The following is a 26,122-nucleotide window of genomic DNA, read 5'->3' on the forward strand; positions in this document are numbered from 1 at the left end:
GGTGTCAAGAGCGTTCAGCAGGAGAAGCGGGCATGCTCAAGCGTTGGTATCACCGGGTTAGGACACGGCTGCTGCCCGAAGTGCTCAGCCGCACGCTGACAATCCGGCGGCGTGACGACATGGAGGTGCTGGGTTCGGTGTACGGCGGGTGGTCCGTGCCGATCGGTCTGCTGGACGCGGGCTCGGTGGTGTACTGTGTCGGCTGCGGGGAGGACATCACCTTCGACCTGGCGCTGATCGAGCGTCTGGGGTGCGAGGTCTGGGCGTTTGACCCGACGCCTCGCGCCATCGCGCACGTCGAGCGTCACGGCGGGGACCAGCGATACCACTTCACGCCCGTCGGGATCTGGTCGGAGGACACGCGCGTCACCTTCTACCTGCCCGACAACGAGGAGCATGTGTCCGGATCGATCGTCGGGCTCAACGGCCGCGGGCGTTCGATCGAGGTCGAGGTGCGTCGGCTCGAAACCGTGATGCGTGAGCACGGGCACGACCGGATCGACCTGCTGAAAATCGATGTCGAGGGGGCGGAGTACGACGTGCTCCACGGCATGCTGGACTCGCCGGTGCGCCCGAGGGTGCTCGCGGTGGAGTTCGACCAGCCAACGCCCTGGCGGCGCACGAGCCAGCTGATCCGCCGGCTCCGCGGCGAGGGCTACGAGCTGGTGGAAGTCCGGGGGTGGAACTACGTCTTTGTGCGGTCGTGACGGGGCCGCCGGAGCAGACCGAGGGCGAGCAGTCCGAGCGACGCGCTGGCGGGGGAGGGGACGAGGGTGAGCGTGAGGGTGGCGTTTGGGGAGAAGAAATCGTCGTCGCCGGCGAGGGTCGAGTTCAGGAGAAACCGGAAAGGCTCGCCGTCGCGGAGCACGCCTGTCAGCAAGGCATCACGGGTTTCGAGGAGGACCGGCGTGTCCATGAGCAGGGCATCAAGGGGTATGCCGTCGAGGTAGGCTTCGAGCAACTCAATGTTGACTGAGGTACCAGGGTACGCGTGGAAGCGGATGCTCTGCTGCTCGCCGGTTCGGCTCGTGTCTCCGCCTACGCCGCCGGTGAAGATCACCTGCGTGCTGTCATAGGCACTGAAGGACCGCGGGAGCACGCCGCCTGAGAGGGTGATGCTGCTACCACCATAAGCCTTCATGGCCGAACCGATCTCGCCATCGAGGAGGGTGAGTTCGCTGTCCACGAGTTCGAGACCGGTGCCGATCGAGCCGCCTCGTACTTCGATGATGCCGCGGAGTGCACCGTAGTTGCGCCCGATCGCCCCATCTTTTTCGAGGACGAGGTGCTGTCCGGGCGTCACGCCATCGGGTGTCGGGTCGCTAGGGAGTACGATCGGCCTGGTCCGGGTGCCATCGGCGTCGAGATGCTGAAGGTTGACCTGGCCCATGAAGAGGTCGTCGTTGCGAGACGTGAAGACCAGGACCGAGCCGTCCGCGAGGACCGTGGTGAAGACGTCATCCGGTCCGAGGCTCTCTGGAAAAGCGTTGATGGCGACGCCGTTGAGTTCGAAGATTGAGCCCTCGAGCGTGAGTTGAGAGCCGGCGTACGTCTGGAACTGGCGTCCGAATCTTCCGCCGGAGATGTGCATATTCGATTTGGTTTCAACGGCGGCGAGTCCCAGTTCCGTGCTATCGCCGATATCTCCGCCATAAATCCATGCGTTGGAGGTTGATTGGTCGTTGCCTCCGCTGATGAGCAGTCCGAGTGTTGCCACACCTCCGGTGATGATCGTTTCGGCTTGGTTCTGAGCAACGATTCGTCGGACCACACCTCCGGCGAAAGTCAGAGAGGAGCCATCCAGCATGTTGATGTCATTAGCCATCGTTCCACCTGAGTAGGTTGCGCTACTCTTTTTGAGCTCAAGACTTCGGCCAATCGCCTCGCCAGAAACTGTAATCACACTATTTTCAGCGTAGATGATCGAGAAGCTGCCGCCAGTGATTGCTAGGTGACTCTGATCGAGAAGCGTGACACGTCCCTCCATAGCACCTTCAGCGAGCGTGACCTGACTGCCAACCGATCTGAAATAGTCGCCGACGGCGCCCCCTTCGATGCGCAAATCGGCATCCACGACGGTGAATGCGTCTCCAGCGTGAGCTGATGCTTCGAGGATCAGGGTCTCGCCCGGTCGGAGCCCGTTGGGGATCGGGTTAGCGGGTGCGATGATGGTTGAAGCGGACGCCGGCGGCACGGCGGCCTGAACCAGGTCAACCCGCTTGAGCCCGGTGCTGCTGCGGAACAGGTCATACGCGTCAAGGTAGAAGACGGAGCCGTCGCTCAAGACGCCGGTGATCCGGTCGTCACCATCGACATCAACCGGACCTGAAACAGGTTGACCGTTGAGGAGGAAGTTGTTGCCGATGATCGCCGGTCTTGTGGGTAAGCCCTGTCCGGTGGTGTTGCTCAGCTGGTAGACTCTTCCGCCTCGGATCTCAATGTCGCTTCCGTCACCTGCTTCTAGTTGGAGATGCGTGCCGCCTGAGATCCGTGCGGTGCTGCCGGAACGGAAAGACGTGCTCAGGTTGGTGCGGCCGCCGCTAATCTCGACGTAGCTGCCATCTGATGCGTCGAGACTATCCAGGAGTTCTCCGCCGGTGATGTAGATGCTGCTGCCTGCGTAAGCATGAAAGTTGTTGATGCCGTCACCGATCAAGCCACCCGAGATGTTCCACGTGCTGTCTCGAAAAGCCATTATGCCTCGCAGGCCAGTGCCGCCGGAGATGTTGACGCTGCTGCGGGTGGCTTCGAGTCGTCGTTCGACTTGACCGCCAGTGATATTGAGGGTGGCGTCGACCACGGCGAAGTTGTCGGGCAGGGTGCCATCGGAAAAGGTCATGATCTGCCCGCCACGCAGGCCCTGAGGGATGGTGTCAGGCGGCGCGATGATGTCAGATACACCAGGGATCGGGGTCTCGATCAGATTCAGCGTGAGGAAGTCGAAGGTGTCCTTGCGTCCAGGTTGGACTCGGCTGTTGAAGATGAAGACAGAGCCGTCCGTCAGTGCTCCGGTCAGGGTTGATCCCCCGGGTAGCACACCAAAAGGCAACGCGGTGATCGGCGTGCCGTCGAGCCTGAAGTCACCGCCGTACAGGTTCACGGTGCTGCCAAAGCGTGCTGTCACGTTGTCGCCGAAGGAGCCGCCAGTGATGTTGACGACGGACCCGGCGTTGGCGGTGAAGAAGTCCCGGATGGTGCCACCCGAGATGTTGATCACCGAGCCGCTGTTGGCGGTCAGAATATTCTCCACGAGGCCGCCTGAGATGTTGACCTCCACATTGGAACTGCTGCCATTTTCAAGTCCTGCTGAGAATCCTTGGCGAAGCACTCCGCCTGATGACACGTTCACCTGGGTGTCGGATTCCGCTGTGGTGTTGAAGTTCGGGCTCTGAGGAGGCACATCGATGACCGTCGTGAACTCTGCCCGGGCTGTGTGTGATCCGGTGAACGAAGCTGCGCATGTGATTGCCCAGCACGCCTGCGTGAGTCGTCGTCGATCAGCCATCGTGTACTCCTTCGAACAGCTGTGCCCCGGAGGGGCGGTACTCAAGAACACCAGCTTAACGATCAGGAGAGCCAGAAGGCAAGACTTTTGTCGAATACTTGGGTCCTCCGCGAAGCTCTCCGAACGCTCACAGCCTTCAAAGCGAGCCGAGTCCGATCGTCAACCTCGACGCCCAACGCACCCCACCGCACCCCTCACCCCCAAACCCACCACCAACGCCGCCGCTGCCACCCGCCCACGCACTCGGCTCCACCCCAGATCAAATTATCACCCACGGCCCGGAGATGTTGGCGCCTTGGACAGAGTGGAGGAAGATGCTCGCAGGAGGCCTCACCTGTGCAAGTGTATTGCCCATCTTGTGAGGCCCAGGTCGCCGTCGATGACATTGATCTCTCGACGCGTCTGGGCAAGTGCCGGCAATGTCAGTCGGTCTTTCCACTACCGTCGTTGCCTGGTCCCAGCACTCAGCGTGTACCGCAGTCACCGGGCTCGCCGCCATCAGGTATCAGCCTCACGCAGTTTCCGGGAGAAACTCAGCTCCGCCTCCGTTGGTATGAGCCTGCGGCCTGGTTCATGCTCTTTTTTTGCATCGCGTGGGATAGCTTTCTCGTGTTCTGGTATGCCACCGCGCTCTCAGCGGCAGCAGGGCCTGGCTTCTCGTTGTTTGCCATCATATTCCCAATCGCGCATGTGGCGGTCGGTATCGGGCTGACCTACTGGACCATCTGCGCCTTTTTCAACACGACCCTGATCACGCTCAACCTCAATCGACTCACGGTCAGACATGGCCCCGTGCCCTGGCGTGGGAACGCCCATCTCGACCCGGCAGGCGTGATCGGTGTCCGTATCGCTCGCAACGGACATAACAACGAGGAACCTCGATACAAGGTGACGTTCAAGACCGACAAGGGCCAGGATCACCAGATCCTCGGGTGGCTGGAGCGAGACAGAGCCCGCTACCTCCGCGACTGGCTCCGATACGAACTCGCCATCAGGTAAACCGCTTTCATCGAGCTGTTATCGCGTTTCATCAGATCGGACCTGAGCGCCGGTCAAACCACCCACCCCTAATGTTTCCGGACCCATCTGCCACATTCGCGGGAATGCTCGGACCCTGCCCGCGTGTTTGGCGTACACAGTCATAGAGACGAACACCGCTTAGCCGATAGCAGCCCAAGCGGGTGGTTCGTCACCCCACGCTGGCCTCATCATGGCTGGCATACGGGTTGCAGACACAGTCGGAGCACGCGGTCTACAATGCCGCGAGAGAATACAGACGCGTCCCGATACGGCGCAGGAAGCAGGAAGCCATGTTTGAACGCTTCACAGATCGTGCCCGCAAAGTGATGGCCCTGGCCAACCAGGAAGCCCAACGCTTTAACCACGAGTACATCGGCACCGAGCACATCCTCCTCGGACTGGTCAAAGAAGGCTCAGGCGTCGGCGCCAACGTCCTCAAAAACCTCGACGTCGACCTCCGCAAGGTCCGACTCGAAGTCGAAAAACTCGTCAAGTCCGGCCCCGACATGGTCACCATGGGCAAGCTCCCGCAGACCCCACGGGCCAAGAAAGTCATCGAGTACGCCATCGAAGAGGCCCGCAACCTCAACCACAACTACGTCGGCACCGAGCACATCCTCCTCGGACTCCTCCGCGAGCACGAGGGCGTCGCCGCCCAGGTCCTCATGAACCTCGGCCTCAAGCTCGAAGAAGTCCGCGAAGAAGTCCTCAACCTCCTCGGCGCAGGTGTCGAGCCCGAAGAAGCCTCTGCCGCACCCGGAAAATCCTCCGGCGAACCCTCCAGCAAGGGCGGAAAAAGCAAGACCCCAGCACTCGACTCCTTCGGCCGCGACCTCACCGAACTCGCCAAGGAAGGCACCCTCGACCCGGTCATCGGCCGAGCCCACGAGATCGAGCGCCTTGTCCAGATTCTCTGCCGTCGAACCAAGAACAACCCCGTGCTCCTCGGCGAAGCCGGCGTCGGCAAGACCGCCATCGTCGAAGGACTCGCCCAGCGCATCATCGGCAACGAGGTCCCCGACATCCTTGCCGACCGCCGCATCGTCGTCCTCGACCTCGCCATGATGGTCGCTGGCACGAAATACCGCGGGCAGTTCGAAGAACGCATCAAGGCCGTGATGAATGAAGTCCGTCGCGCCCGCAATGTTCTCTTGTTCATCGACGAACTCCACACACTCGTCGGCGCAGGCGGGGCCGAAGGCGCCATCGACGCCAGCAACGTTCTCAAGCCGGCTCTCTCCCGCGGCGAGATCCAGTGCATCGGTGCCACCACCCTCGACGAGTACCGCAAGTACATCGAGAAGGATGGCGCCCTCGAACGCCGCTTCCAGACCATCATGGTCGAGCCGCCGAACAAGGTTGACACCGTCCAGATCCTCAAGGGCCTCCGCGACCGCTACGAAGCCCACCACCGCGTCCGCATCACCGATGAGGCACTCGAAGCCGCCGTCGAGATGTCCGAACGCTACATCACCGCTCGGGTTCAGCCCGATAAGTCGATCGACGTCATCGACGAGGCCGGTGCCCGCATCCGCCTCAAGTCCATGACCAAGCCCCCCAACCTCGCAGAACTCGAAGAGCAGATCGAACGCCTGCAGATCGAGAAGGACGAGGCCGTCAAAGCCGCCGACTACGAACGCGCCGCCGAGCTGCGCGACCGCGCCGAGACCCTCCGCTCCGAAAAGGAACGCATCCAGCAGGAGTGGCGCGCCAAGTCCCAGGAAGTCGATGGCGTCGTCGATGAGGAAGTTATCGCCGAGGTCGTCTCCAAGATGACCGGCGTCCCCCTCACACGACTCGAAAAGGCCGAGAGCCAGCGACTCCTCCAGCTTGAAGAAGAACTCCACAAGCGCGTCATCAGCCAGGAGGAGGCCGTCAAAGCCGTCTCCAAGGCCATCCGCCGCGCCCGATCAGGACTCAAGGACCCCCGCCGCCCCATGGGCTCGTTCATCTTCATCGGCCCCTCAGGCGTCGGCAAAACCCTACTAAGCAAGGCCCTCGCCGAGTTCATGTTTGGCGACCAGGACTCGCTCATCCGCATCGACATGTCCGAGTACATGGAGAAGCACAACATCAGCCGACTCATCGGCGCCCCTCCCGGATACGTCGGCTACGAAGAAGGCGGCCAGCTCACCGAGCAGATCCGCCGACGACCCTATGCCGTCGTCCTCCTCGACGAAATCGAGAAGGCCCACCCCGATGTCTTCAACATGCTCCTCCAGATCATGGAAGAGGGCGAACTCACCGACTCCTTCGGACGCCACGTCAGCTTCCGAAACGTCGTGCTGATTATGACCTCCAACATCGGCGCCGATCTCATCAAGAATAAAGCCGGCTTTGGCTTCGCCAAGAAGACCGAAGACGCCGACTACGACAAAATTAAAAAGACACTGATGAGCGAGATCGAGCGGTTCTTCCGCCCCGAGTTCATCAACCGCCTCGATGACACCATCATCTTCAGGCCCCTTAACCGCACCGATCTCGTCTCCATCGTCGACTACGAGATCAAGCAGGTCTTCAAACGCCTCGAAGAACGCAACATGGGCATGGAAGTCGATCAGCCCGCCAAGGAGTTCCTCATCGACAAGGGCTACAACCCCGACTTCGGCGCACGGCCCCTCCGCCGCGCCATCGAACAGTTCGTCGAGGACCCCCTCTCCGAAGCCATCCTCCGTGACGAGTTCCGACCCGGCCAGGTCATCAGGATCACCCGCAAGGAAGACGCTGACCACCTCAGTTTCGACGCCCAGGACAAGCCCGAGGCGCCCCCCGAGGAAGCCGTCGCCACCGTTGGCGGAACGGGCGATGAGAAGGCCTAGATAAACTGGGTAATCTGCTAGTTCAAACAAAGGCTGACCCAACGGTCAGCCTTTGTTATTGGCTCATCAAATAGACAGATTCAGTCAGTTAACCCGTCGATTCTGGTGAAGCACCAGCCCTCTTGTGTCGAAACTAAAACGGGTGACTTCTAGAAGGCTTCCCGCCTTCACCCATCTGCGTTTGGGAGTGTGGACCGCATGGACACGGACCTTCTGGAATCGGTGCTCGAATCACCGCGACTCCCAAGTCTCCCTGATGTCGCCATGGAGGTCATCAGCCTCGTCCAGGACGAGGAAGTGAGCATCGATAAGCTCGCCGAGAAGGTCCAACTCGACCCCGCCCTCGCCGGCAAGATCCTCAAGACCGCCAACTCAAGCCTCTACAGCCTCAACGAGCCCGTCTCCAGCATCAGCTCGGCCCTCGTCCTGCTCGGGCTCAACACCGTCAAAACCCTCGCCCTCGGGTTCGCCGTCCTCGGCAACCTCCAGGACGCTGGCGGCGAGAACTTCGACAACGACAGCTACTGGAAGCGATCCCTCTACACCGCCACCTCCGCCAAGGTCATCGGAACCCGACTCGCTCTCCCCTTCCAGGAAGAGATCTTCCTCTCCGGACTCCTCCAGGACATCGGCATCATCGCCATGCACCAGGTCCTCGGACCACGCTACGACGAACTCGTCGAACAAGCCGGCGGGCACCACCCCATCCTCGTTGAACTCGAACGCGAAAGCTTCGACCTCGATCACCCCACCGTCGGAGCCGAACTCGCCAAATCATGGAACCTCCCCGAAGTCCTTGGCGTCCCTATCCGCTTCCACGAAGAACCCGATGAGGCACCCGAGGAGTTCAGGCAAGGAACCCGCTGCGTCGCCCTGGGCAACCGCGTCGCCGACCTCTTCATGCACGAGGAATCCGGTAACGCCCTCGAACTTGTCAAGCAGGCCGCCAACGACTGGTTCGGCATCGACGAGGACCGCATCGAACCCCTCCTTAAAGAGATCCACGAACGCGCCGCCGAAATCAAACGACTCTTCTCGCTCCCCGCCGGACAGCTCGAAAGCTTCGAGAAAACCCTCGCCCGAGCCACCGAACAGCTCCTCAATATCTCCATCGAAACCCAGCAGATGAGCACCCGTCTCGAAGAGCGCAACCAGGCACTCGTTAAGGAAGCCGAATCCGATGCGCTCACCGGCGTCGCCAACCGACGCAAGTTCAACGAGGTCGCCGCCTCCGCCTTCGACACCACCAACAGCACCAAAGCCCCCCTGAGCATCCTCTTCTTCGACGCCGATCACTTCAAGAGCTTCAACGACACCTACGGCCACCAACTCGGCGACCGCGTCCTCGTCGAACTCGCCGCCCTCATCACCAAAACCACACCCACCGACGCCGTCGTCTGCCGCTACGGCGGAGAAGAGTTCGCCGTCATCCTCGCCAGCACCGACCGCAAAACCGCAGCCCAGATCGCCGAAACCGTCCGCGAAGCCATCTGCGGACAACCCCTCCTCACCCACGAAGACAAACCCCTGAGCATCAGCTCCAGCATCGGCGTCGCCACCCACGACGGCACCGTCTTCCAACGCGTCGAACAACTCATCAAAGCCGCTGACATGGCCGTCTACGCCGCCAAAAAAGCCGGAAGAAACTGCGTCCGCATCTTCACACCACGACTCAAAGCCGCCGCCTGATCAGCAGCCTCACCGACCAACCAGCAACTCCGCGATCTGCACCGCATTGAGCGCCGCGCCCTTCCGGATCTGATCGCCGCAGACAAACAAATCAAGCCCCATCCCCTCCGCCTGGCTGATGTCCCGTCGAATACGACCAACAAACACGTCGTCCAGCCCCGAAGCTTCCAGTGGTGTCGGGAAACGATTCGCCGCGCGATCATCAATAATCGACACACCAGCCGCATCCGCAAGCACCCGACGCGCCTCATCCTCTCCCATCGGCTTGCGAAGCGTCAGGTTGATCGCCTCGCTGTGCGCCCGCAGCACGGGAACCCGCACACACGTCGCCGTGATCGCCGTCCGATCCCCCTCGGCCTGATCCCAGATCTTGTGTGTTTCCTTGACCAGCTTCATCTCCTCCGTGTTGTACCCCTCAGGACCAATATCCGAGTTGTGACTAAACACATTAAAGGCGTACTGCTGACTGAAAATCTTGCACGTCGGCGGCTTGCCCTCCAGCACCTCGCGCGTCTGCTGCTCCAACTCCGCCATCGCCGCAGCCCCCGCTCCACTCGCCGCCTGGTACGTACTCACCACCATCCGCTCGATCCCCACCGCCCGATGAATCGGCGTCACCGCCACCAACGCAATGATCGTCGAACAGTTCGGGTTCGCGATGATCCCCGGCTTCGACCCGATCGCCAGGTCACCCACCGCCTCTGGATTCACCTCCGGCACAACCAACGGCACCCCCGCCGTCATCCGAAACGCCGACGAGTTGTCAATCACCACTGCACCCGCCTCAACCGCCCGCGGAGCGATCGCCTGGCTGATCGATCCCCCCGCGCTGAACAGCGCGATATCAACCCCCTCAAACGATTCCTCCGCCAGATCGCTCACCGCGACCTCACGACCCCCAAACAACATCGTCTTCCCCGCACTCCGACTGCTCGCCAGCAGCCGCAACTCGCCAATCGGGAAATCCCGCTGCTCCAGCACACGCAAAAACTCCTGACCCACCGCCCCGGTCGCCCCGGCAATCGCCACCGTCAACGCAGAAGAACGCCGGGAAGACCCAGCAGAACGGGCAGCAGCAGAGGGGGGCAACACCGACATCGGACCTGACTCCTAATCATGTGGATCGGAAAACCACCATTGTAGCCAACACCAACGATCCTTCCCGCCCCAAGGACCGTACCATGAGGTCATGACCCTCTGGCACGCTCTTCATGGATGGGTGGCGGTCACGGCACTCTGGGCAACCCTCGCCCTCGGCCAGGCAACCGCCGTCTATCCACCCGAAGACCACGACGCCGAAGACCTCATCGCTCAAACCCTCGATGAAGCCGACCGCGGAGCCTGGGAAACCGCCGCCCGCCTGGTCCACCGCATCGTCATCAACCACCCCGATGGCCTCGTCAGAATCGACGACGGCCGCTACCAACGCGCCCCCGAAGTCGTCTGGTCAGGCGTCGGCGCCCAACCCGAACTCCGACTCGCCTACCAGAGCCTCTTCTCCCAGCAGGCCCGCCGCGAGTTGCAAAACCTCCGCGTCCTCCCCGAAAGCGTCGCCCAACTCATCCAGATCACCGACCGCTACCGCGCCACCCCCGCCGGCATCGACGCAGGACTCCTCCTCGTCGCCCTCCACCTCGAAGCCGCACGACTCGGCCCCGCCGCCCTCGTCCTCGACCGCCTCGACCGCGATGCCCGCCGACCCGAACAGCACCAACGTATCCTGGCCCTCCGCGACATCCTCAACACACTCCGCCAGGCACAACCAGAACCAAAACGCACCCAGCACCTCGCCTCCGGATCCGTCGTGCTCGGACCACCACCCGAAACTCTCGGCCGCGCAGAATCCGCCTCACTCTGGACCGTCCCCTGGCGCGAACTCGTCGATGAACAAACCAACACCATCTTCGACCCCCGCCAGGTCGGACAACGTGGCTTCGCTATCAACCGAATGAACCAGACCGCCTTCCCCCAGCCGCTTCTCACCGGCGGACAGGTCCTGGTCAACACCGGCGGAGCCCTCGTCGCTCTCGATCGCTTCTCCGGCGGAGTCCTCTGGCGACACGATCTCGACCCACCCGATGACACCTCACAACAACTCGCCAGAATGCACGCCATCATGGTCCTCTCCGAGTCCCGTGGCGTCGCCACCGACGGAACCAGAGCATTCGCCATCGTCGGCGTCGGTCGCCAGGCCTCACGCATCGGACAACGCGGCAACTCCCGCTCCAACAACAACGCCAGCCGACTCCTCGCCGTCGATCTCCAACAAGGCCGCCCACTCTGGGAGCAACACCCCGATTCCCTCGCCGACAACACCCACGACTGGCACTTCGTCGGCACCCCCGTCACACGACAGGGCTTCCTCTACGCCGTACTCCAACGCATCCAGGGACGCTCACTCGCCGAAACCAACGTCGCATGCTTCGCCGCCGACACCGGCGAACTCCTCTGGCGCACCAGCGTCGGCACCGTCGCCGTAAGCCAGCCCGTCGCCTCACCCGGCGCGCCCCAACTCGCCATGGACCCCCTCGCCGAACGACTCGTCCTCATCGACCCCGCTGGACTCATCGTCGCACTCCATCCCACCGATGGCGGGATCGCCTGGGCACTCGACCTCCTCGAAGCAACGCAAGAACAAACCAACCCCACCCCCAACCCTCGCCAACGATTCCCCGCTTTCCTGCCCGGCTTCAATCCCCAGGCCACCTGGCTCAACGCCGGACTCATCGTGCAAGCTAGCGGACTCGCCCAGGCCGTCCTGCTCTCGCCAACCGATGGCCGGACCCTCCGCATCATCAAGGACATCGATCCGACCGCCCACTGGGCACCCAATCCCCAAGGCGGTGCCCTTGTCCTCAACGATCCCGTCACCGTCCTCAGCGAAAACGCCGAGATCATCGAGCGTTGGCCCTTAGCTGCCGATCGCCCACAACCACAGGACCAACACCAAGGCCTGTGGTTTATTCGCGGATCAGGTCTCTGGTGGCTCGACCCCACCGCCGGCCGATCCGTCCTCTGGACCGATGCCACCCCCTCGTTCCGACTCGCCGCTAACGATGAGCAGTTGATCATCGCCCGCCCCCAGGGAATCTCCGCCTTCATGGCATGGCCCGTCGCACGCGATCGCCTCGCCCAGGCCGTTGAACAAGACCCCAATGACCCCGAGTCCGGCATCCGGCTCGCCGAGGTCGCCGCCGGCCAGAACGACGCTCAGACCCTCGTCCGCGGACTCGCCGCCGCTGCCACCTCTCTCGACGCCTGGCACGACCAGGCCAACCCCGCTGACATCCACCGACTCACCACCCGACTCTTCTCCCTCGCCCAACGGCCCGCCGCTCAGCAGCCCCGCGCCGCTCAAACACTCCTCGATCTCCTCGCCGAGCTCACCGCCACACCCGCCCAGCAAAGCATGGCCACCCTCCTCACCGCACGCGCCCACCAACGCGCTGAAGAACCACTCGCCGCCGTCGACAGCTACCAGCAACTCCTCCTCACACAAGAACTCGCCTCCGCCTCCCTCCCATGGCTGCCTGGTGAACCCCTGGCCGCACAGATCGCCGCCCACGAACTCCGAGCCCTCGTCCAAGACCAACAGACCGAAGCCGACGCTCCGGGCGGCATGGCAGGCGGCCTCGGAGGCGGGGTTAGCGGCGGGGGGGTCTATGACGAATACGATGAACGCGCCCTCGTCGAACTCCAGGCCGCCAGAGACCGCGATGACCCCCGAGCCCTCGCACGAATCGTCGAACGCTACCCCGCCTCCCGATGGTCCCGCGTCGCCCTCGAACTCGCCGGACAGCTCAGCCTCAGGCTTAACCAGCCCCTCGAAGCCACCCTCCACCTCCGCAGGGCCTACCGTCTCGCCGAAAACGATGAACAGGCCACCGCCGCCGTCCGCGAACTCCTCGAAGCCTACCGCCTCCTCGGACTCCCCGAGCAACGCCGAAGCTGGGTCCGCCGACTCGAACGCGACCACCCAGGAACCTCCGTCGTCCTCCTCGATGACCCCAACGATCTCATCACGGCCCGCCCTCGCTCCGCCGTGAACTGGACCGGCCTCCCCAATCGCGCCTGGACCACACCCACCACCAGCATCACCCCTGACCCCGCCTCCTCCACCGTTGTCACCCTCAAGCACAACCAGCTCGAACTGTGGCGGCAACCCGACAACGCCACCGCGCCCAAACGACTCCACCGCGAGAACTACCAGGTCGGTCCCATCGTCGCGATCGCCGACAAACGCTCCGTCCTCGTCACCGAAGCCGCCACCTGGACCATCACCTGCTTCGACGCCATCACAGGACAACAGCTCTGGCGGCGCGAACCACCCACAGCCCAGGCCGACAACACGACCGCCAACCGAGGCGTCATCAACCTCCTCGAAGGCGACCGCAGAATGCTCAACGCCCAGGTCCTACTCCAGGCTCAGGCACGCAACGCCATCCGCCCCCTGGGCGTCCAGACCCTTCTTGTCCGCGACCTCACCGACTTCCGCGTCATCGTCAGCGACCAACGCGGCCGCATCATCGCCCTCGACCGCGCCAACGGCACCACCTCATGGACCCACGCCATCAACCTCGGTGCCCTCCAAACCCTCAAAGCCAACGAATGGGTCGTCGCCATGGTCGGGCAGCAACCCTCTGAAGAAGGCCAACTACGCTCCAGAATCGTCCTCCTCGACACCCTCACCGGCGAACCCATGGTCCCCATGCTCGAACCCGACGAAATCGTCGTCGATCTCGCCCTATCCGACGTCGACGTCATGGCCACCATCGAAGGCACCACCCTCGTCGTACGCCGGGTCGAGGACGCCCAGCCACTCTGGCAAATCAACCACGAAAACACCTCCTTCCAACGACCCCTCTGGATCGACGGCCGCTTCCTCGCCGTCCAGGACAACCGCGCCCAACTCCACGTCTACGACGCCCTCACAGGACAACAACTCCTCAAACTCCCCACCATCCTCCGCCCCAACACCTCAGCCACACCCATCACCGCCGTCGGCGACAAAGCAATCGTCCGATGGAACGACCGACTCCTCGCCATCAACGCCCAGGGCAAGACGCTCTGGGAAGCCGCGCCGCTCGCCAACGACTACCGCTACCAGGCTCACTGGCTCACCACCGACCGCGTCCTCACCTGGCTACAACCCGTCCAGCCAGCCGTCATCCCACCACAACCCGCCTGGGCCGAGTACGACCTCGATACCGGCCGACTTCTCCGACAACAGACGCTCCCCGCCAACTGGAGGCAGGCCGACCTCGACCAAAGCGGGCCCACCGCCCGCGGCTTCGTCCTCAACCTCCGCAACCTCGGCACCGCCTTCTTCGCCACGCCTCCAACCCTCGCGCCACCCACCGCACCCGTCGGATTCGAGAACCTCCGCCAGGGACGAACCACCTCACCCCCACCACGCCCCCTCCCCATCACACGTCCACGCTGAACCCGCCCAACCTTTGCCGCTCCATCCTCGGGCGCATAGGATGAACCATCACCCAGTGGAGACAGCCGTGACACAGACCACCTCCGAACCAGTCCTTAACCAGCCCATGTCCATCCTCCAGGACCAGGACCACGATGCCTACCGCATCATCGCGGCCGAGGTCCAGCGGCAGGAAAACACCCTCGAACTCATCGCCTCCGAGAACCACGCCTCGCCCGCTGTTATGGCCGCCATGGGCTCAGTTCTCACCAACAAATACGCCGAGGGATACCCCGGAGCACGCTACTACGGCGGGTGCCAGTACCACGACCAGATCGAAGACCTCGCCCGCAACCGCGCCAAAGAACTCTTCGGCTGCAAGTTCGCCAACGTCCAGCCCCACTCCGGTGCCAACGCCAACATCGCCGCCTTCATGGCCGTCCTCAAGCCCGGCGAAACAGTCCTGTCCCTCCCCATCGACTCCGGCGGCCACCTCTCTCACGGACTCAAGGTCAACTTCTCCGGGCACTTCTACAACATCGTCGACTACCGCCTCGACCCCGAAACCGAACTCATCGACTACGACCACGTCCGCAGCCAGGCCCTCGAACACAAACCCAAACTCATCATCTGCGGATACTCCGCCTATCCACGCACCATCGACTTCAAAAAGTTCCGCGACATCGCCGACGAAGTCGGTGCCACCCTCCTCGCCGACATCTCCCACATCTCCGGCCTCGTCGCCGCAGGCATCCACCCCTCGCCCTTCCCGCACGCCCACATGGTCAGCACCACCACCCACAAAACCCTCCGCGGGCCCCGCGGCGGACTCCTCCTGACCAACGATGAAGAGCTGGCGAAAAAACTCGACCGCCGCATCTTCCCCGGCTCCCAAGGCGGGCCCCTCATGCACGTCATCGCCGCCAAGGCCGTCGCCTTCGGCGAAGCCCTCCGACCCTCCTTCAAGGCCTACGCCAAACAGGTCGTCGCCAACGCCCAGGCACTCGCCGATGAGCTCGACTCCCTCGGCTACCGACTCGTCTCAGGCGGAACCGACAACCACCTCATGCTCGTCGACCTACGGCCCAAAGCCGATGACCTCACCGGAGCCGACGCCGAAAAATGGCTCGAAGCCGCCGCCATCATCTCCAACAAAAACGGCATCCCCAATGACCCCCGACCCCCCAAGGTTACCTCCGGACTCCGACTCGGAGCCCCCGCCCTCACCACCCGCGGCTTCAAGGAAGACCAGATGCGCCAGGTCGGCCAGTGGATCGACAAGGTCCTCACCGCCAAAGGCGATGAGCAGGTGGCCCGCGAAGTCAGAGAACAAATCGTCGACCTGTGCGCACAGTTCCCCATGCCTCACTGACGTTTAACCACGTTTGATTGACGAGCAAGGCACGCTGGCGACCCCAAACCGCTCAGAAACGCGCTTTGACAGCCCGTTCGCATCAGCCTCATCCGACGCGACCAGAAACAGCGTGCTCCCCGAACCCGTGATGTGAACCGGCGTTTCAAGCTCATCAGCCAGCTTTTTTCGCAGATTCCCCAGCCGAGGCTCCGCCGCACACGCTGGCGCCGCCAGATCGTTAAACGGATCGTGCGCACTGACCAAACCGCCCGCCGCCAACGTCAACACCCGATCCAGATCCACCTCATGCGGCCCCGGCTGATCGTCAAAAGCCTTGTAAACACCAGCAGTTGCGCAACCAAAACCAGGCCAGATCAGCACCAGCCAAACCACCTCACGATGCGGAGCACCACTCAACTGCTCCCCATACCCCGTCCCGATCGCCGACGTCTCGCCACTGTGCGCACCCACAAAAAATGCCACATCCGCACCAAGACCCGCCGCAATCGACTTGAGCACACCGTCCGGCAGACCCAAACCAAACAACCGATTCACCCCCACCAACACCCCCGCCGCATCGCTCGAACCACCCCCCAGCCCACCCCCAGCCGGAACCCGCTTGCTCAGCACCATCTCCACCCCCAACGTCCGCTTTGCATGAGCTTCTAAAGCCTCCAGCGCCCGCCAGCTCAGGTCCTTCTCCACCGGCCAGTCCACCCGGTGCGTGCCCAGCGCATCCTCAGCAAACGCAACGCTCAAAGAAGAAGGTTCCCCGGTCCGCGTCAGCGTCAGCGTGTCCGCCAGACTCACCGCCACCATCCACGTCGCCACCGGGTGATAGCCCCGATCATCCCGCGCGCCCACCGACAGCGCGAGATTCACCTTCGCCGGGCAAGCCAGGCGAAGCGTCGAGCCCTCGGATGTTGAGGGCGAAGCCTGAATCATCAGTCGTTATCCAGCTTGGGCTTCAGCCGATCGGCCAGCGCGATGCAGCATCCCGGCGGGGCGGTCTCCCTCGCCCAGCACGGCCATCGCACGGTCCACAAGCTGCTGCGTCGGCAGACCGATCATCAGCCCGCCATGCACCACGCACCACGCCGCGTCGAGCTTCTCCGCCGACGCCCCGGTCTGCATCGACCACGCCGCCAGTAGCTTCTCGATCATCCCAGGCAGCGCCCGCGTCGCTTCCTTGTCGCTCAGGCTCGCCAGCCAGAACATCAGCCGGTACTGCTCCGGCTCCGCGCTGGCGACCTCGATGTAACGCTCCAGCGACCGCGCCGCGGGAACTCCATCCTCGATCAGCTCCAGCACCGGGTCGAACCGCCGCTGCGTCACCTCCGCCAGCAGGTCCCGCTTGTCCTTGAAGTACCGGTAGATCGATCCCACCGCGCAACCGAGCTGCGAGGCGATCTTGCGGATCGTCGTTCCGTCGTACCCCAGGTCATTGAGACAGACCTGCGTGGCTTCGAGGATCTGATCACGGCTCAGCGGGGCCCGGGAGCGTGGCTTGGCGGTCTGCTCCTGTGCATTGCCCTCGGCGTGATTGTTGTGAGTGACTTTCTCTACTGGGTTTACGACAACCGGTCGCTCCGGCAGAGGCCAGGTTTTAGTGATGCTACTCATGTTGTTCACCTCCATGCGAACCCCTCTAGTCTGGTCCTCAACGCGGTCTGTGTCAACCACCAAGGAACGCAAAAAATGGGGTGAAGAGGGTTGATCGTTCGTCCATCGCCCGATAACAGGCGTCCGGGAGGCCAGCATACGGCAGCCACGGCCTTGTCGCTAGAGCCTTTGTGGAGAACCTGGTTCGTCCCCGGTTTCTCCACGGCCTACTGCGGGTGTATTGCGTGGCGAGATTCCGGCCGATCTCCTGCGCTTAGGCGTCGGTCACGCAGCCTTCAGAGGCGTTACAGACCGTCTTGATGTACTTCCACAGCGTCCCACGCGTTGCCTTCCAGGCCGGCTGTTTCCAGGCTGCTTTCCGCTTCGCCATCTCATCCTCCGGGACATCGACGGTGATGGCGTGAGTCTCGTCGTCAATCGTGATGCTGTCGCCATCGCAGACCAGCGCGATGGGCCCGCCTTCCTGGGCTTCGGGAACGACGTGGCCGACGATGAAGCCGTGGCTCCCGCCCGAGAAGCGGCCATCGGTGATGAGCGCAACATCGTCGAGGAAGCCTGCCCCGGCGAGGGCCGAGGTGGGGGTCAGCATCTCGGGCATACCGGGTCCACCTTTGGGGCCTTCGTAGCGGATGACGATCACGTCGCCGGAGGTGATCTTGCCAGCTTCGAGTCCGGCGATCATGTCTTCCTCAGAGTCGAAGACGCGCGCGGGTCCGGTGAAGCGAAGACCCTGCTTGCCGGTGATCTTGCCGACAGCGCCGCCGGGCGCGAGGTTGCCGGTGAGGATCGAGATGTGGCCCTTGGCCTTCAGGGGTTTCTCGATGGGGTAGATGATGTCCTGGTTAGGCGGGAGGTCGGGGACGTTGGCGATGTTCTCGGCGAGGGTCTTGCCGGTGACGGTCATGCAGGAGCCGTCGAGCAACCCTTCGGCGAGGAGGTACTTCATGATGGCGGGGACGCCGCCGATCTTGTGTACGTCTTCCATCAGGTACTTACCCGAGGGCTTGAGGTCGGCAAGCAGCGGGATGCGATTGCCGACGGCTTTGAAGTCGTCGATGGTGAGTTTCACATCGACCGAACTCGCCATGGCGATGAGGTGGAGCACGGCGTTGGTCGACCCGCCCATGGCGGTGATGACGACCATGGCGTTCTCGAACGCGGCACGGGTCATGATGTCGCGGGGCTTGAGGTCTTTTTCGAGGCAGACGCGGATCGCTTCGCCGGCGCGTCGGCATTCATCGGCTTTTCCGCCGTCTTCCGCGGGTGTTGACGACGAGAAGGGCAGGCTCATGCCGAGGGCTTCGATGGCGGCGGCCATGGTGTTGGCGGTGTACATCCCGCCACAGGCACCGGCACCGGGGCAAGAGTTGCGAACGATGGTTTTGCGTTCGTCTTCGGTGATGGTGCCCGCGATGGCCTGGCCGTAGCTCTGGAAAGCGGAGACAACATCAAGGGTTTCCTGCTTGCCCTTGACGGTCGCGCAGCCGGGCTTAATCGTTCCGCCGTAGACCATGATCGCCGGGCGGTTGAGTCGTCCCATAGCGATGACGCAGCCGGGCATGTTCTTGTCGCAGCCCGGCAGGGCGATCAGGGCGTCGTACCACTGCGCGCCCATGACGGTCTCGATGGAGTCGGCGATGAGATCGCGCGACTGGAGTGAGAAGGACATGCCATCGGTGCCCATGGAGATGCCGTCGGAGACGCCGACGGTGTTGAAGCGGAAGCCGACCATGTCGGCGTTCTGGACGCCGGTCTTGACCTCAGCGGCGAGATCGAGCAGGTGCATGTTGCAGGGGTTGCCTTCGTACCAGACCGAGGCGATGCCGATCTGGGGCTTGTCCATGTCGGCTTCGGTCATGCCGGTAGCGAAGAGCATGGCCTGTGAGGCGCCCTGGGATCGGGGCTGGGTGATGCGAGAGGAATAACGGTTGAGGGCCTGGCTCATCCTTCGGTCTCCTTTACGGGGGGATCGAGATGATAGGAGATTGTGAGACTTTCAGGTTGTGAAGTAGCCTCACACAGCACGCCTTGGGCGTGCAATGTGCCACCCCTCTTGTTGTCCTTAGCCGACGGGTCGTCGGGTGGGGTTGAGGACGATGTTGTCGTGGCCGGGAACGATGGCGTCGGCGATCTCGATGGCTTCGGTGAGGCTTTCTTTGGCTTGTTCGATGTCGAAGGCGTTGCGTTGGACGCGGCCGTTTTCGAGGTGCTCGACGGAGCCGACGGCGTCGCCAGCGATCAGGACGGAGAAGCCAGAAAGGGGCAGGAGCAGCCCCGCAGTGCCCGGTGTGTAGCCGGGGAGGGGGAAGAGATCGACCTGCGGGGCGAGCTGGTCGGGAGCGGGCTCGAAGCGTTTGAGCAGGGCGATCTCCTTGCGGAGCGTCTCCTCGTGCTGGGGGTCATCGGTGTCCTGGAACTGCTGGACGAGGTGGGCCCCGATAGCTTCGCGTTCGGCTTCGGAGATAAGCCAGCGGGCGTTGGGGAAGCCGAGGAGCCCCCAGCGGTGGGCGGGTCGGAAGCAGGTGAGGAAGACATCGGAGATGTCATTGGGTGTCAGGCCGGAGCGTTCGCCTAATCGTGCGATGAGAACCTCGGGCGGGAGGCCGGGATCGACGAGGATGGTGCGTTTATCCGAGCGGATCAGGGTGCAGGTGGCGTGGGGCGTCCGCGCGGGGCCCTGATGGTCCCAGAGGTCGTTGACGGAGAGAGCGCCGATGCTGATGACGCGGTAGTCGAGGGGCATGGGTTACTGGTTGATGGGGGGTGATGGGGGGACGACGATGCGGACAACGGACGCTTGGATGCGCTGCTTCAGCACCTCGAGTTCCAGTTCATGGCGGTAGATTTCGCTTCTGAGCTGGGTGCGGAACTTGGGGAGCGGTCCCTCGATCTGTGCCGTGACGGCCTGACTGAGCAGGTTGCCTTCTTCATCGGGGGCAAGCTCATCGAGATGCCTGCGTGTGGCTTCAATTCTGGCTTGAAGCAGGATCTGCTCCAGTGCGAGTTCGCTTCTGTGGCGTTCATCGAGCACTTCGGTGAGTGTGTGAATCAAGGCTTCGGCGACGTTATCGACGTCCTGGCTGTAGTCTTCGTTCTCGGTCCAGACTTCGAGGCGGATCATGTTTGTGATGTGGCGAGACGTTATCGATTCGTCATAGACAAGCCGTCGAGCAGTGATGAAGCCGTCGATGGCGTCGGCGATTCTCGCCGGATCGTTGGCCAGCGATCGTCCTAGTGCCGTGTTTCGGAGTCTTGGCGCGGCCTTGGCGGCGAGTGAGACGTCCTGGAGCAGAGCGGCTGCCGTGACTGTATCGAGGGTTTTGTCGGTGGCGTTGATCTCGATGATGGCAACGGACTCCCAGCGTCCGTCCTGAGCGAATACAGGGATGGCGGTGATGAGGTGCATGGCGAGTAAGCAGGTAATCAAGGAGAGGCGGGTCATGATTAGTCTCCTCAGAAAGCGGTTTGTCATTCCTTGAAGTGATCGACGTGGTGCCAGGGGAGGGTTCCGCCGAAATGCTGTTTCTTTTGCTTGAGGCGTTCGAGGACGAGGGGAGGGAGGAGTCGGTTGAGCTGGTCGATCTCTCCACCAGCGGCGATCTGTTTGATGAGGGTGGAGCTGGTGAAGGCGAAGGCCTCGCCGGACATGATGAAGACGGTTTCGATGTCGGTGAGGGCGCGGTTGGTGAGGGCGAGTTGGAACTCGAAGTTGAGATCGGTGACGTTGCGGAGGCCGCGGACCATGGCGGTGGCTTTGATGGAGCGGGCGTAGTCGACGGTGAGCCCGTGGAACTGGTCGACTTCGGCGTTGGGGAGGTCGGCGACGAGTTCGGTGATGATCTCGACGCGTTCGTCCATGGTGAAGATTTCGGCTTTGGCGGGGTTGCGGCCGACGGCGATGACGAGGCGGTCAAAGAGGGGGCAGGCGCGGCGGATGATGTCGAGGTGCCCATTGGTGATCGGGTCGAAGGTGCCGGGGAAGAGGGCGAGTTTGAGTTGGCTGGTGGCGGCCATAAGCTTGAGTTTATGGGATCGTGGAGCGGGTTGCCGGTGTGGTTATGATGTGGGCCGCCGCGGGTGTGGCGAAACTGGCAGACGCGCGAGATTTAGGTTCTCGTGGGCTAATACCCCGTGCAGGTTCGAGTCCTGTCACCCGCATTGAGATTGGATCGAATCGAGGTGCAGGAATACCTGCACGCTGAGGCTGGTGGTGTATTCTTGGGGTGGCGGTGCGGGGCGTCTTGTGAAGCAGGGAGAGATGTGCTGGTTATGAGGCCGCGTGCTATCGCCTTTAGTCTGAGTGTGCTGCTGGTCGCTGCGGAAGCGGCGACGGCTTTGCCTATGTTCACGGATGTCTCGGCAGAGGTTGGTTTGTTTCACCGTCAGGGCCCGGCGATTGATCCTGCGACGACGCCAGCGACAACGGGGATGACCGGTGGGGCGGCGGCGGGTGATTTTGATGGTGATGGCTGGGTGGACCTGGTGTTTACGGGGACGGATATCCCGCCTCTGATTTATCTGAACGATCAGTCTGGTGGGTTTAATCTGTCGTTCACGGCATGGGCTACGCCGCCAGCGGTGGCGAAGACCAATGGGGTCGCGGTGGGGGATATCGATAACGATGGCGACTCGGACCTGTACATCACGGTGGTGGGTCATGAGCAGCACTTTCTGTATGTGAACCGCGGGGATGGGGTGTTTGATGAGGTCGCGGTGCAGCGCGGGGCGACGCCGGGGGATGGCCAGCGGTCGCTGTACGGCACGGGCGTGGCATTCGGCGATGTGGATCGGGACGGTTATTTGGATCTCTATGCGGCGGAGTGGCGGCCAGCTTCTGTGACGGGTCCTGCGGACGCGCGGCTGTATCGGAATCTAGGCGCGTCCGGTCCCGGATCGTTTGAGGATGTGACGTCGGCTTTTGGGGTTGGGATGGATGTCACGAGCGGGGTGCAGGCGGGGCGATCGTGGTCATTCTCGCCGCGGTTCAGTGATCTGGATCGTGATGGGCGGACGGACCTGGCGGTCGCTGGTGATTTTGGGACGAGTCGGTTGTTCTGGAATGAGGGCGGCGGGAGTTTTAGTGATGGCACGGCGGGGGGCATCGGGACCGGGTGGCACGACATGGGTTTTGATGTGGGGGATGTGGATGGTGATGGCGACCTGGACTGGTTCGTCACGGACATCTTCTTTACGGAGAGTTCGGATGAGCATCCCAACGGGAATCGGTTATTTCGTAATGACGGCGGGCGGACGTGGACGGATATCACGTCGGACTCGGGTGTTCGTCATGGGTATTGGGGCTGGGGTGCCGAGATGGCGGATCTTGATAACGATGGCGACCTGGACATCGTGCATACCAATGGTTTCATTGACGGGGATGCTTATCTGAGCGATCCGATGCGGTTGTTTGTGAATGATGGTTCGGGTGTATTCTCGGAATCAGCATTGGGAGCCGGCTTGACGGATACGGGTCAGGGGCGGGGGTTGTTGACGCTTGATTACGATCGTGATGGCGATCTGGATGTGCTGGTGGTGCGGAACGGGGACAAGCCTGTGCTGTATCGGAATGATTCGGCGGGCGAGCATAGTTACCTGCGGATTGATCTGGAGGGGGTGGTGTCGAATCGTGATGGGTTGGGTGCGTGGATCACGGTGACGCCTGATCTGGAGCAGCCGGAGCGGGTCCTGGTGCATGAGATGAATGCGTCGTCGAACTACCTTTCGGTGAGTGAGGTGACGGCGCATTTCGGGCTGGGTGATCATGTGGGGTTGCTGGATCGTGTGGAGGTGGTGTGGCCATCGGGTTTGGTCCAGGTGCTGACGGGGGTGGAGATCAATCAGGTGCTGAGTCTGGTTGAGCCGGTGTTAGCGGGGGATACGAACCTTGATGGCGTTGTGGACCTGATCGATTTATCGCTGCTGGCGGGGCGATTTGGTGAGTCGGGTGTGGACTGGGCGGGGGGTGATTTTGACCGGAGTCTGTCGGTGGACCTGATTGATCTGTCGCTGCTGGCGGGGAACTTTGGGTTGTCATCGGGTGTGCCGGAGCCGGTGTCTGGGGTGATCGTGATGCTGGGGGCGGTGGGTTTGCTTCGGCGATAAGATTCGGGGATGAGAACTTCCCAGCGAACCTGGTTTCTGAGTCTGTGGTGTGTGTTGTCGCTGGTATGTCCTGTGGTGGCGGAGCCGCTGCGGATTCTGTTTGTTGGCAACAGCTACACGTACTTCAACAACCTGCCAGAGCAGGTGGAACAGATGGCGGCGTCTCGGGGGATCGAGGTGGAGATCAGTCGAGTGCTCAAGGGTGGGTATTCGTTCGAGCGGCACTGGGCGGATGAGGAGGGGAATCCGGGGGATGTCCGGCGGGTCGTGGCGGAGGAAGGGCCATGGGATGTGGTGGTGCTGCAGGGGTTGAGTACGGGGACGTTGTGGAAGAGGCGGCCACTGTTTTTTGAGTATGGCGGGAAGCTGGTTGAAGAGATTCGTGCACACGAGAATCCGGAGCGACCCACTCGTGTCGTGATGTATCTGACCTGGGCGCGGCGGTGGATGCCGGAGACGCAGCCGTGGATCACACAGGGGTATTCGGAGTTTGCGCTCAAGCACGATGTGGAGATCGCTCCGGTGGGTGAGGCGTGGCGCGTCGTGCGGCTGGAGCGATCGGAACTGGAGCTGTTCGATCCGGATCAGACGCACCCGGGGCCAGCGGGGTCGTATCTGGGGGCTTGTGTGTTTTTTGAGACGATCTTTGAGGAGTCGGCGGAGGGGTTGCCACGTCGGATGGAGGGTGAGAAGGTGCATCCGCGGGATGGATTGCCGACGCTGGTGGATTTGAGTGAGGAGGAGGCGGGGTATTTGCAGGAGTTGGCTTCGGAGACGGTGGCGGGGTTTGACCCGGGCGAGCATGCGGGCGAGTTGGGTGAGGCCCCGCCTTGGCGGGATCCGCCTAAGCCTGATGAGGCGCGATGAGGTCAGTTTGCGGGAGGTTTTGACTTGACTCTTGAATCGAGGTGGTCATACTTCGGGCATGGACACCCTGTTTGGCTATTTTTTTAGCACTTGGTTTACATGGCGACAAGCCGTGTTGGTGTCCGCTTAGGGATTGACCTTTAAGCAACGATTGGACCCCGACGCGGCTGAGGCGTCGGGGTTTTTTTATGTTCCTTTTCTGGCCCGGTGTTCGGGCCGATGAACCTCGAAGTCACTTCCCCGGAGCAAACCGGGATCAGCCTCCAGTAAGGAATCGACCATGATCGTCGTGATGCGAGCGGGTGCCAGCAAGGAACAGGTGGATCACGTGTGCAAGCTGGTGCGAGAGATGGGGCTGCAGGACCACCCGATTGTGGGGACGGACCTGACGGTCGTGGCGGTGATCGGCGACGAGAACAAGGTCGAGGGCGAGGTGCTCGAACGGCTTGAGGGGGTCGATCGGGTGATGCGGGTGATGGCCAAGTACAAGATGGCGGCACTCGAGGCCAAGGGAGGGACGCGGTCGCTGGTAAAGGTCGGCGAGAACTGTGTGTTTGGTGGGGAGCATGTGCCGGTGATCGCGGGGCCGTGTTCGGTGGAGTCGGCGGAGCATATTCTGGAGTGTGCTCATGCGATGAAGGCGGCGGGGGCGCATGCGCTGCGAGGCGGGGCTTACAAGCCGCGGACGAATCCCTACGCGTTCCAGGGGCATGGCGAGGAGGGGCTCAAGATGCTGGCGGCGGCGCGAGAGGCGACGGGGCTGCCGATCGTGACGGAGGTGCTGACGCCTGGGGATGTGGCCTTGGTGTCGGAGTACGCTGACTGTCTGCAGATCGGCACGCGGAACGCGCAGAACTTTGCACTGCTGCAGGCGTGTGGGAAGCAGCCCAAGCCGGTGCTGTACAAGCGGGGGATGTCGATGACGCTGGAGGAGTATCTCCAGGCGGCGGAGTACATCCTGGCGGCGGGGAATCCGAACGTGATCCTGTGTGAGCGGGGGATCCGGACGTTCGAGGATCACACGCGGAACACGTTGTCGCTGTCGGTCGTGCCGGAGCTACATCAGCGGACGCATCTGCCGGTGGTGATCGATCCGAGTCATGGGACGGGTCATGCGCGGCTGGTCCCGGATATGGCGCGGGCGGCGATGGCGGCGGGTTGTGACGGATTGGCGATCGAGGCTCATCCCGATCCGGCGCATGCGCTCACGGATGGTGCGCAGTCGATCACGCCTGAGTTGCTGGCGACGCTGATGGTGAGCCTGCAGCGTGTGGCGGCGGCGGTGGATCGGAGTTGTGTGGTGGCGGGGGTGGGGGTTTAGACTGGCGACATGGGGCGTCAGTTGCTTATCTCGGGGATCATTCTCTTCTCAACGCTGGCGGGCGGCTGTGTGCGTTATCAGCAAATCGGTGCGGAGGAGTTCATTGAGCGCTACGAGGCTGAAAGAAACGTCTATGCGTATCACGAGTATGAGGGTGTGTTTCTGTTGCATCACCACCTTTCGTACTACACATGGATAGAGTTAGGCTCGAATGTGGGGCGTGAGGTGATCTACACCTGTCCCAGAAGTGAGCTACCAGAAAATTTTCCAATGAGGCCACAACGTGATATCGATCCGTGGCGTCCTGACCCGCGACCACCTGGTTTGATGCATTTTGATTCTGGCTTGGAAGAGAAGATCGACTGGAGTATTCCAGAGACCAGGCTTGGGCTGTAGAGAG

At 62.4% G+C, this 26,122-nt stretch carries 18 protein-coding genes and 1 tRNA gene; 11 read left to right on the plus strand and 8 right to left on the minus strand.

Annotated features, from left to right (window positions below; genetic code table 11):
* The first annotated feature begins 32 nt into the window (after positions 1 to 32).
* The gene (locus tag RIG82_10450; protein ID MEQ9461359.1) at positions 33 to 707 is read left to right on the plus strand and encodes an FkbM family methyltransferase; all 675 of its coding nucleotides are present in this window, start codon (positions 33 to 35) and stop codon (positions 705 to 707) included.
* Here RIG82_10450 and RIG82_10455 read toward each other — a convergent pair.
* The gene (locus RIG82_10455; GenBank protein MEQ9461360.1) at positions 686 to 3,505 is read right to left on the minus strand and encodes a hypothetical protein; all 2,820 of its coding nucleotides are present in this window, start codon (positions 3,503 to 3,505) and stop codon (positions 686 to 688) included. The two genes, RIG82_10450 and RIG82_10455, sit on opposite strands and share 22 nt — an antisense overlap.
* Before the next feature lie 609 nt (positions 3,506 to 4,114).
* Between RIG82_10455 and RIG82_10460 the strand changes: the two genes are divergently transcribed.
* The 3 genes from RIG82_10460 (at position 4,115) to RIG82_10470 (ending at position 9,033) form a co-directional block, all read left to right on the plus strand.
* Complete coding sequence (locus tag RIG82_10460; protein MEQ9461361.1) at positions 4,115 to 4,504, plus strand: hypothetical protein; 390 nt, start codon at positions 4,115 to 4,117, stop codon at positions 4,502 to 4,504.
* 311 nt (positions 4,505 to 4,815) lie between these two features.
* A complete protein-coding gene (locus RIG82_10465; GenBank protein ID MEQ9461362.1) occupies positions 4,816 to 7,344 on the plus strand; it encodes an ATP-dependent Clp protease ATP-binding subunit in 2,529 nt (842 codons plus the stop codon).
* A 198-nt stretch (positions 7,345 to 7,542) separates the two neighbouring features.
* Entirely contained in the window at positions 7,543 to 9,033 is a 1,491-nt protein-coding gene (locus tag RIG82_10470; GenBank protein ID MEQ9461363.1) for a GGDEF domain-containing protein, read from the plus strand.
* A 9-nt stretch (positions 9,034 to 9,042) separates the two neighbouring features.
* Here the strand turns inward: RIG82_10470 and RIG82_10475 are convergent, their stop codons facing one another.
* Positions 9,043 to 10,131, minus strand: a complete 1,089-nt coding sequence (locus RIG82_10475) for an aspartate-semialdehyde dehydrogenase (GenBank protein MEQ9461364.1) — start codon at positions 10,129 to 10,131, stop codon at positions 9,043 to 9,045.
* 91 nt (positions 10,132 to 10,222) lie between these two features.
* Between RIG82_10475 and RIG82_10480 the strand changes: the two genes are divergently transcribed.
* A complete protein-coding gene (locus tag RIG82_10480) occupies positions 10,223 to 14,476 on the plus strand; it encodes a PQQ-binding-like beta-propeller repeat protein (GenBank protein MEQ9461365.1) in 4,254 nt (1,417 codons plus the stop codon).
* 67 nt (positions 14,477 to 14,543) lie between these two features.
* On the plus strand, positions 14,544 to 15,827 hold the full coding sequence (gene glyA, locus RIG82_10485) for a serine hydroxymethyltransferase (GenBank protein MEQ9461366.1): 1,284 nt from the start codon (positions 14,544 to 14,546) through the stop codon (positions 15,825 to 15,827).
* A 3-nt stretch (positions 15,828 to 15,830) separates the two neighbouring features.
* Here glyA and ispE read toward each other — a convergent pair whose 3' ends face one another.
* The 6 genes from ispE to coaD form a co-directional block, all read right to left on the minus strand.
* Complete coding sequence (ispE, locus tag RIG82_10490) at positions 15,831 to 16,754, minus strand: 4-(cytidine 5'-diphospho)-2-C-methyl-D-erythritol kinase (GenBank protein MEQ9461367.1); 924 nt, start codon at positions 16,752 to 16,754, stop codon at positions 15,831 to 15,833.
* A gap of 6 nt (positions 16,755 to 16,760) precedes the next feature.
* Positions 16,761 to 17,432, minus strand: a complete 672-nt coding sequence (locus RIG82_10495) for a TetR/AcrR family transcriptional regulator (GenBank protein MEQ9461368.1) — start codon at positions 17,430 to 17,432, stop codon at positions 16,761 to 16,763.
* Between the two features lie 253 nt (positions 17,433 to 17,685).
* Positions 17,686 to 19,377: a dihydroxy-acid dehydratase gene (gene ilvD, locus RIG82_10500; protein ID MEQ9461369.1), complete on the minus strand. Its 1,692-nt coding sequence runs from the start codon at positions 19,375 to 19,377 to the stop codon at positions 17,686 to 17,688.
* Positions 19,378 to 19,494: 117 nt separating this feature from the next.
* The gene (locus tag RIG82_10505) at positions 19,495 to 20,175 is read right to left on the minus strand and encodes an MBL fold metallo-hydrolase (GenBank protein ID MEQ9461370.1); all 681 of its coding nucleotides are present in this window, start codon (positions 20,173 to 20,175) and stop codon (positions 19,495 to 19,497) included.
* Positions 20,176 to 20,178: 3 nt separating this feature from the next.
* A complete protein-coding gene (locus RIG82_10510; protein ID MEQ9461371.1) occupies positions 20,179 to 20,874 on the minus strand; it encodes a hypothetical protein in 696 nt (231 codons plus the stop codon).
* Positions 20,875 to 20,900: 26 nt separating this feature from the next.
* Positions 20,901 to 21,446, minus strand: a complete 546-nt coding sequence (gene coaD / locus RIG82_10515; GenBank protein MEQ9461372.1) for a pantetheine-phosphate adenylyltransferase — start codon at positions 21,444 to 21,446, stop codon at positions 20,901 to 20,903.
* A gap of 59 nt (positions 21,447 to 21,505) precedes the next feature.
* On the opposite strand from coaD, the gene RIG82_10520 reads away from it, so the two are divergent.
* The 5 genes from RIG82_10520 (at position 21,506) to RIG82_10540 (ending at position 26,118) form a co-directional block, all read left to right on the plus strand.
* Positions 21,506 to 21,590: transfer RNA gene (locus tag RIG82_10520), tRNA-Leu, on the plus strand.
* Between the two features lie 111 nt (positions 21,591 to 21,701).
* Positions 21,702 to 23,534, plus strand: coding sequence for an FG-GAP-like repeat-containing protein (locus RIG82_10525; GenBank protein ID MEQ9461373.1), 1,833 nt, complete (start codon positions 21,702 to 21,704; stop codon positions 23,532 to 23,534).
* 9 nt (positions 23,535 to 23,543) lie between these two features.
* On the plus strand, positions 23,544 to 24,401 hold the full coding sequence (locus RIG82_10530) for a hypothetical protein (GenBank protein MEQ9461374.1): 858 nt from the start codon (positions 23,544 to 23,546) through the stop codon (positions 24,399 to 24,401).
* A gap of 280 nt (positions 24,402 to 24,681) precedes the next feature.
* Positions 24,682 to 25,722: a 3-deoxy-7-phosphoheptulonate synthase gene (aroF, locus tag RIG82_10535; GenBank protein ID MEQ9461375.1), complete on the plus strand. Its 1,041-nt coding sequence runs from the start codon at positions 24,682 to 24,684 to the stop codon at positions 25,720 to 25,722.
* Positions 25,723 to 25,731: 9 nt separating this feature from the next.
* Positions 25,732 to 26,118 (plus strand): hypothetical protein, encoded by a 387-nt coding sequence (locus tag RIG82_10540; protein ID MEQ9461376.1) that lies wholly within the window; start codon positions 25,732 to 25,734, stop codon positions 26,116 to 26,118.
* Positions 26,119 to 26,122: the final 4 nt, after the last annotated feature.

Source organism: Phycisphaeraceae bacterium (assembly GCA_040222855.1).
Lineage (GTDB): Bacteria > Planctomycetota > Phycisphaerae > Phycisphaerales > Phycisphaeraceae > Mucisphaera.

Excerpts from the sequence above, each read along its gene's own strand:
- aroF (MEQ9461375.1), top strand. The coding sequence starts at position 24,682 with ATGATCGTCGTGATGCGAGCGGGTGCCAGCAAGGAACAGGTGGATCAC.
- RIG82_10505 (MEQ9461370.1), bottom strand. The coding sequence starts at position 20,175 with ATGCCCCTCGACTACCGCGTCATCAGCATCGGCGCTCTCTCCGTCAAC.
- RIG82_10530 (MEQ9461374.1), top strand. The coding sequence starts at position 23,544 with ATGAGAACTTCCCAGCGAACCTGGTTTCTGAGTCTGTGGTGTGTGTTG.
- RIG82_10525 (MEQ9461373.1), top strand. The coding sequence starts at position 21,702 with ATGAGGCCGCGTGCTATCGCCTTTAGTCTGAGTGTGCTGCTGGTCGCT.
- RIG82_10455 (MEQ9461360.1), bottom strand. The coding sequence starts at position 3,505 with ATGGCTGATCGACGACGACTCACGCAGGCGTGCTGGGCAATCACATGC.
- RIG82_10465 (MEQ9461362.1), top strand. The coding sequence starts at position 4,816 with ATGTTTGAACGCTTCACAGATCGTGCCCGCAAAGTGATGGCCCTGGCC.
- RIG82_10510 (MEQ9461371.1), bottom strand. The coding sequence starts at position 20,874 with ATGACCCGCCTCTCCTTGATTACCTGCTTACTCGCCATGCACCTCATC.
- ilvD (MEQ9461369.1), bottom strand. The coding sequence starts at position 19,377 with ATGAGCCAGGCCCTCAACCGTTATTCCTCTCGCATCACCCAGCCCCGA.
- coaD (MEQ9461372.1), bottom strand. The coding sequence starts at position 21,446 with ATGGCCGCCACCAGCCAACTCAAACTCGCCCTCTTCCCCGGCACCTTC.
- ispE (MEQ9461367.1), bottom strand. The coding sequence starts at position 16,754 with ATGATTCAGGCTTCGCCCTCAACATCCGAGGGCTCGACGCTTCGCCTG.
- RIG82_10450 (MEQ9461359.1), top strand. The coding sequence starts at position 33 with ATGCTCAAGCGTTGGTATCACCGGGTTAGGACACGGCTGCTGCCCGAA.
- RIG82_10475 (MEQ9461364.1), bottom strand. The coding sequence starts at position 10,131 with ATGTCGGTGTTGCCCCCCTCTGCTGCTGCCCGTTCTGCTGGGTCTTCC.
- RIG82_10540 (MEQ9461376.1), top strand. The coding sequence starts at position 25,732 with ATGGGGCGTCAGTTGCTTATCTCGGGGATCATTCTCTTCTCAACGCTG.
- RIG82_10470 (MEQ9461363.1), top strand. The coding sequence starts at position 7,543 with ATGGACACGGACCTTCTGGAATCGGTGCTCGAATCACCGCGACTCCCA.
- RIG82_10495 (MEQ9461368.1), bottom strand. The coding sequence starts at position 17,432 with ATGAGTAGCATCACTAAAACCTGGCCTCTGCCGGAGCGACCGGTTGTC.
- RIG82_10480 (MEQ9461365.1), top strand. The coding sequence starts at position 10,223 with ATGACCCTCTGGCACGCTCTTCATGGATGGGTGGCGGTCACGGCACTC.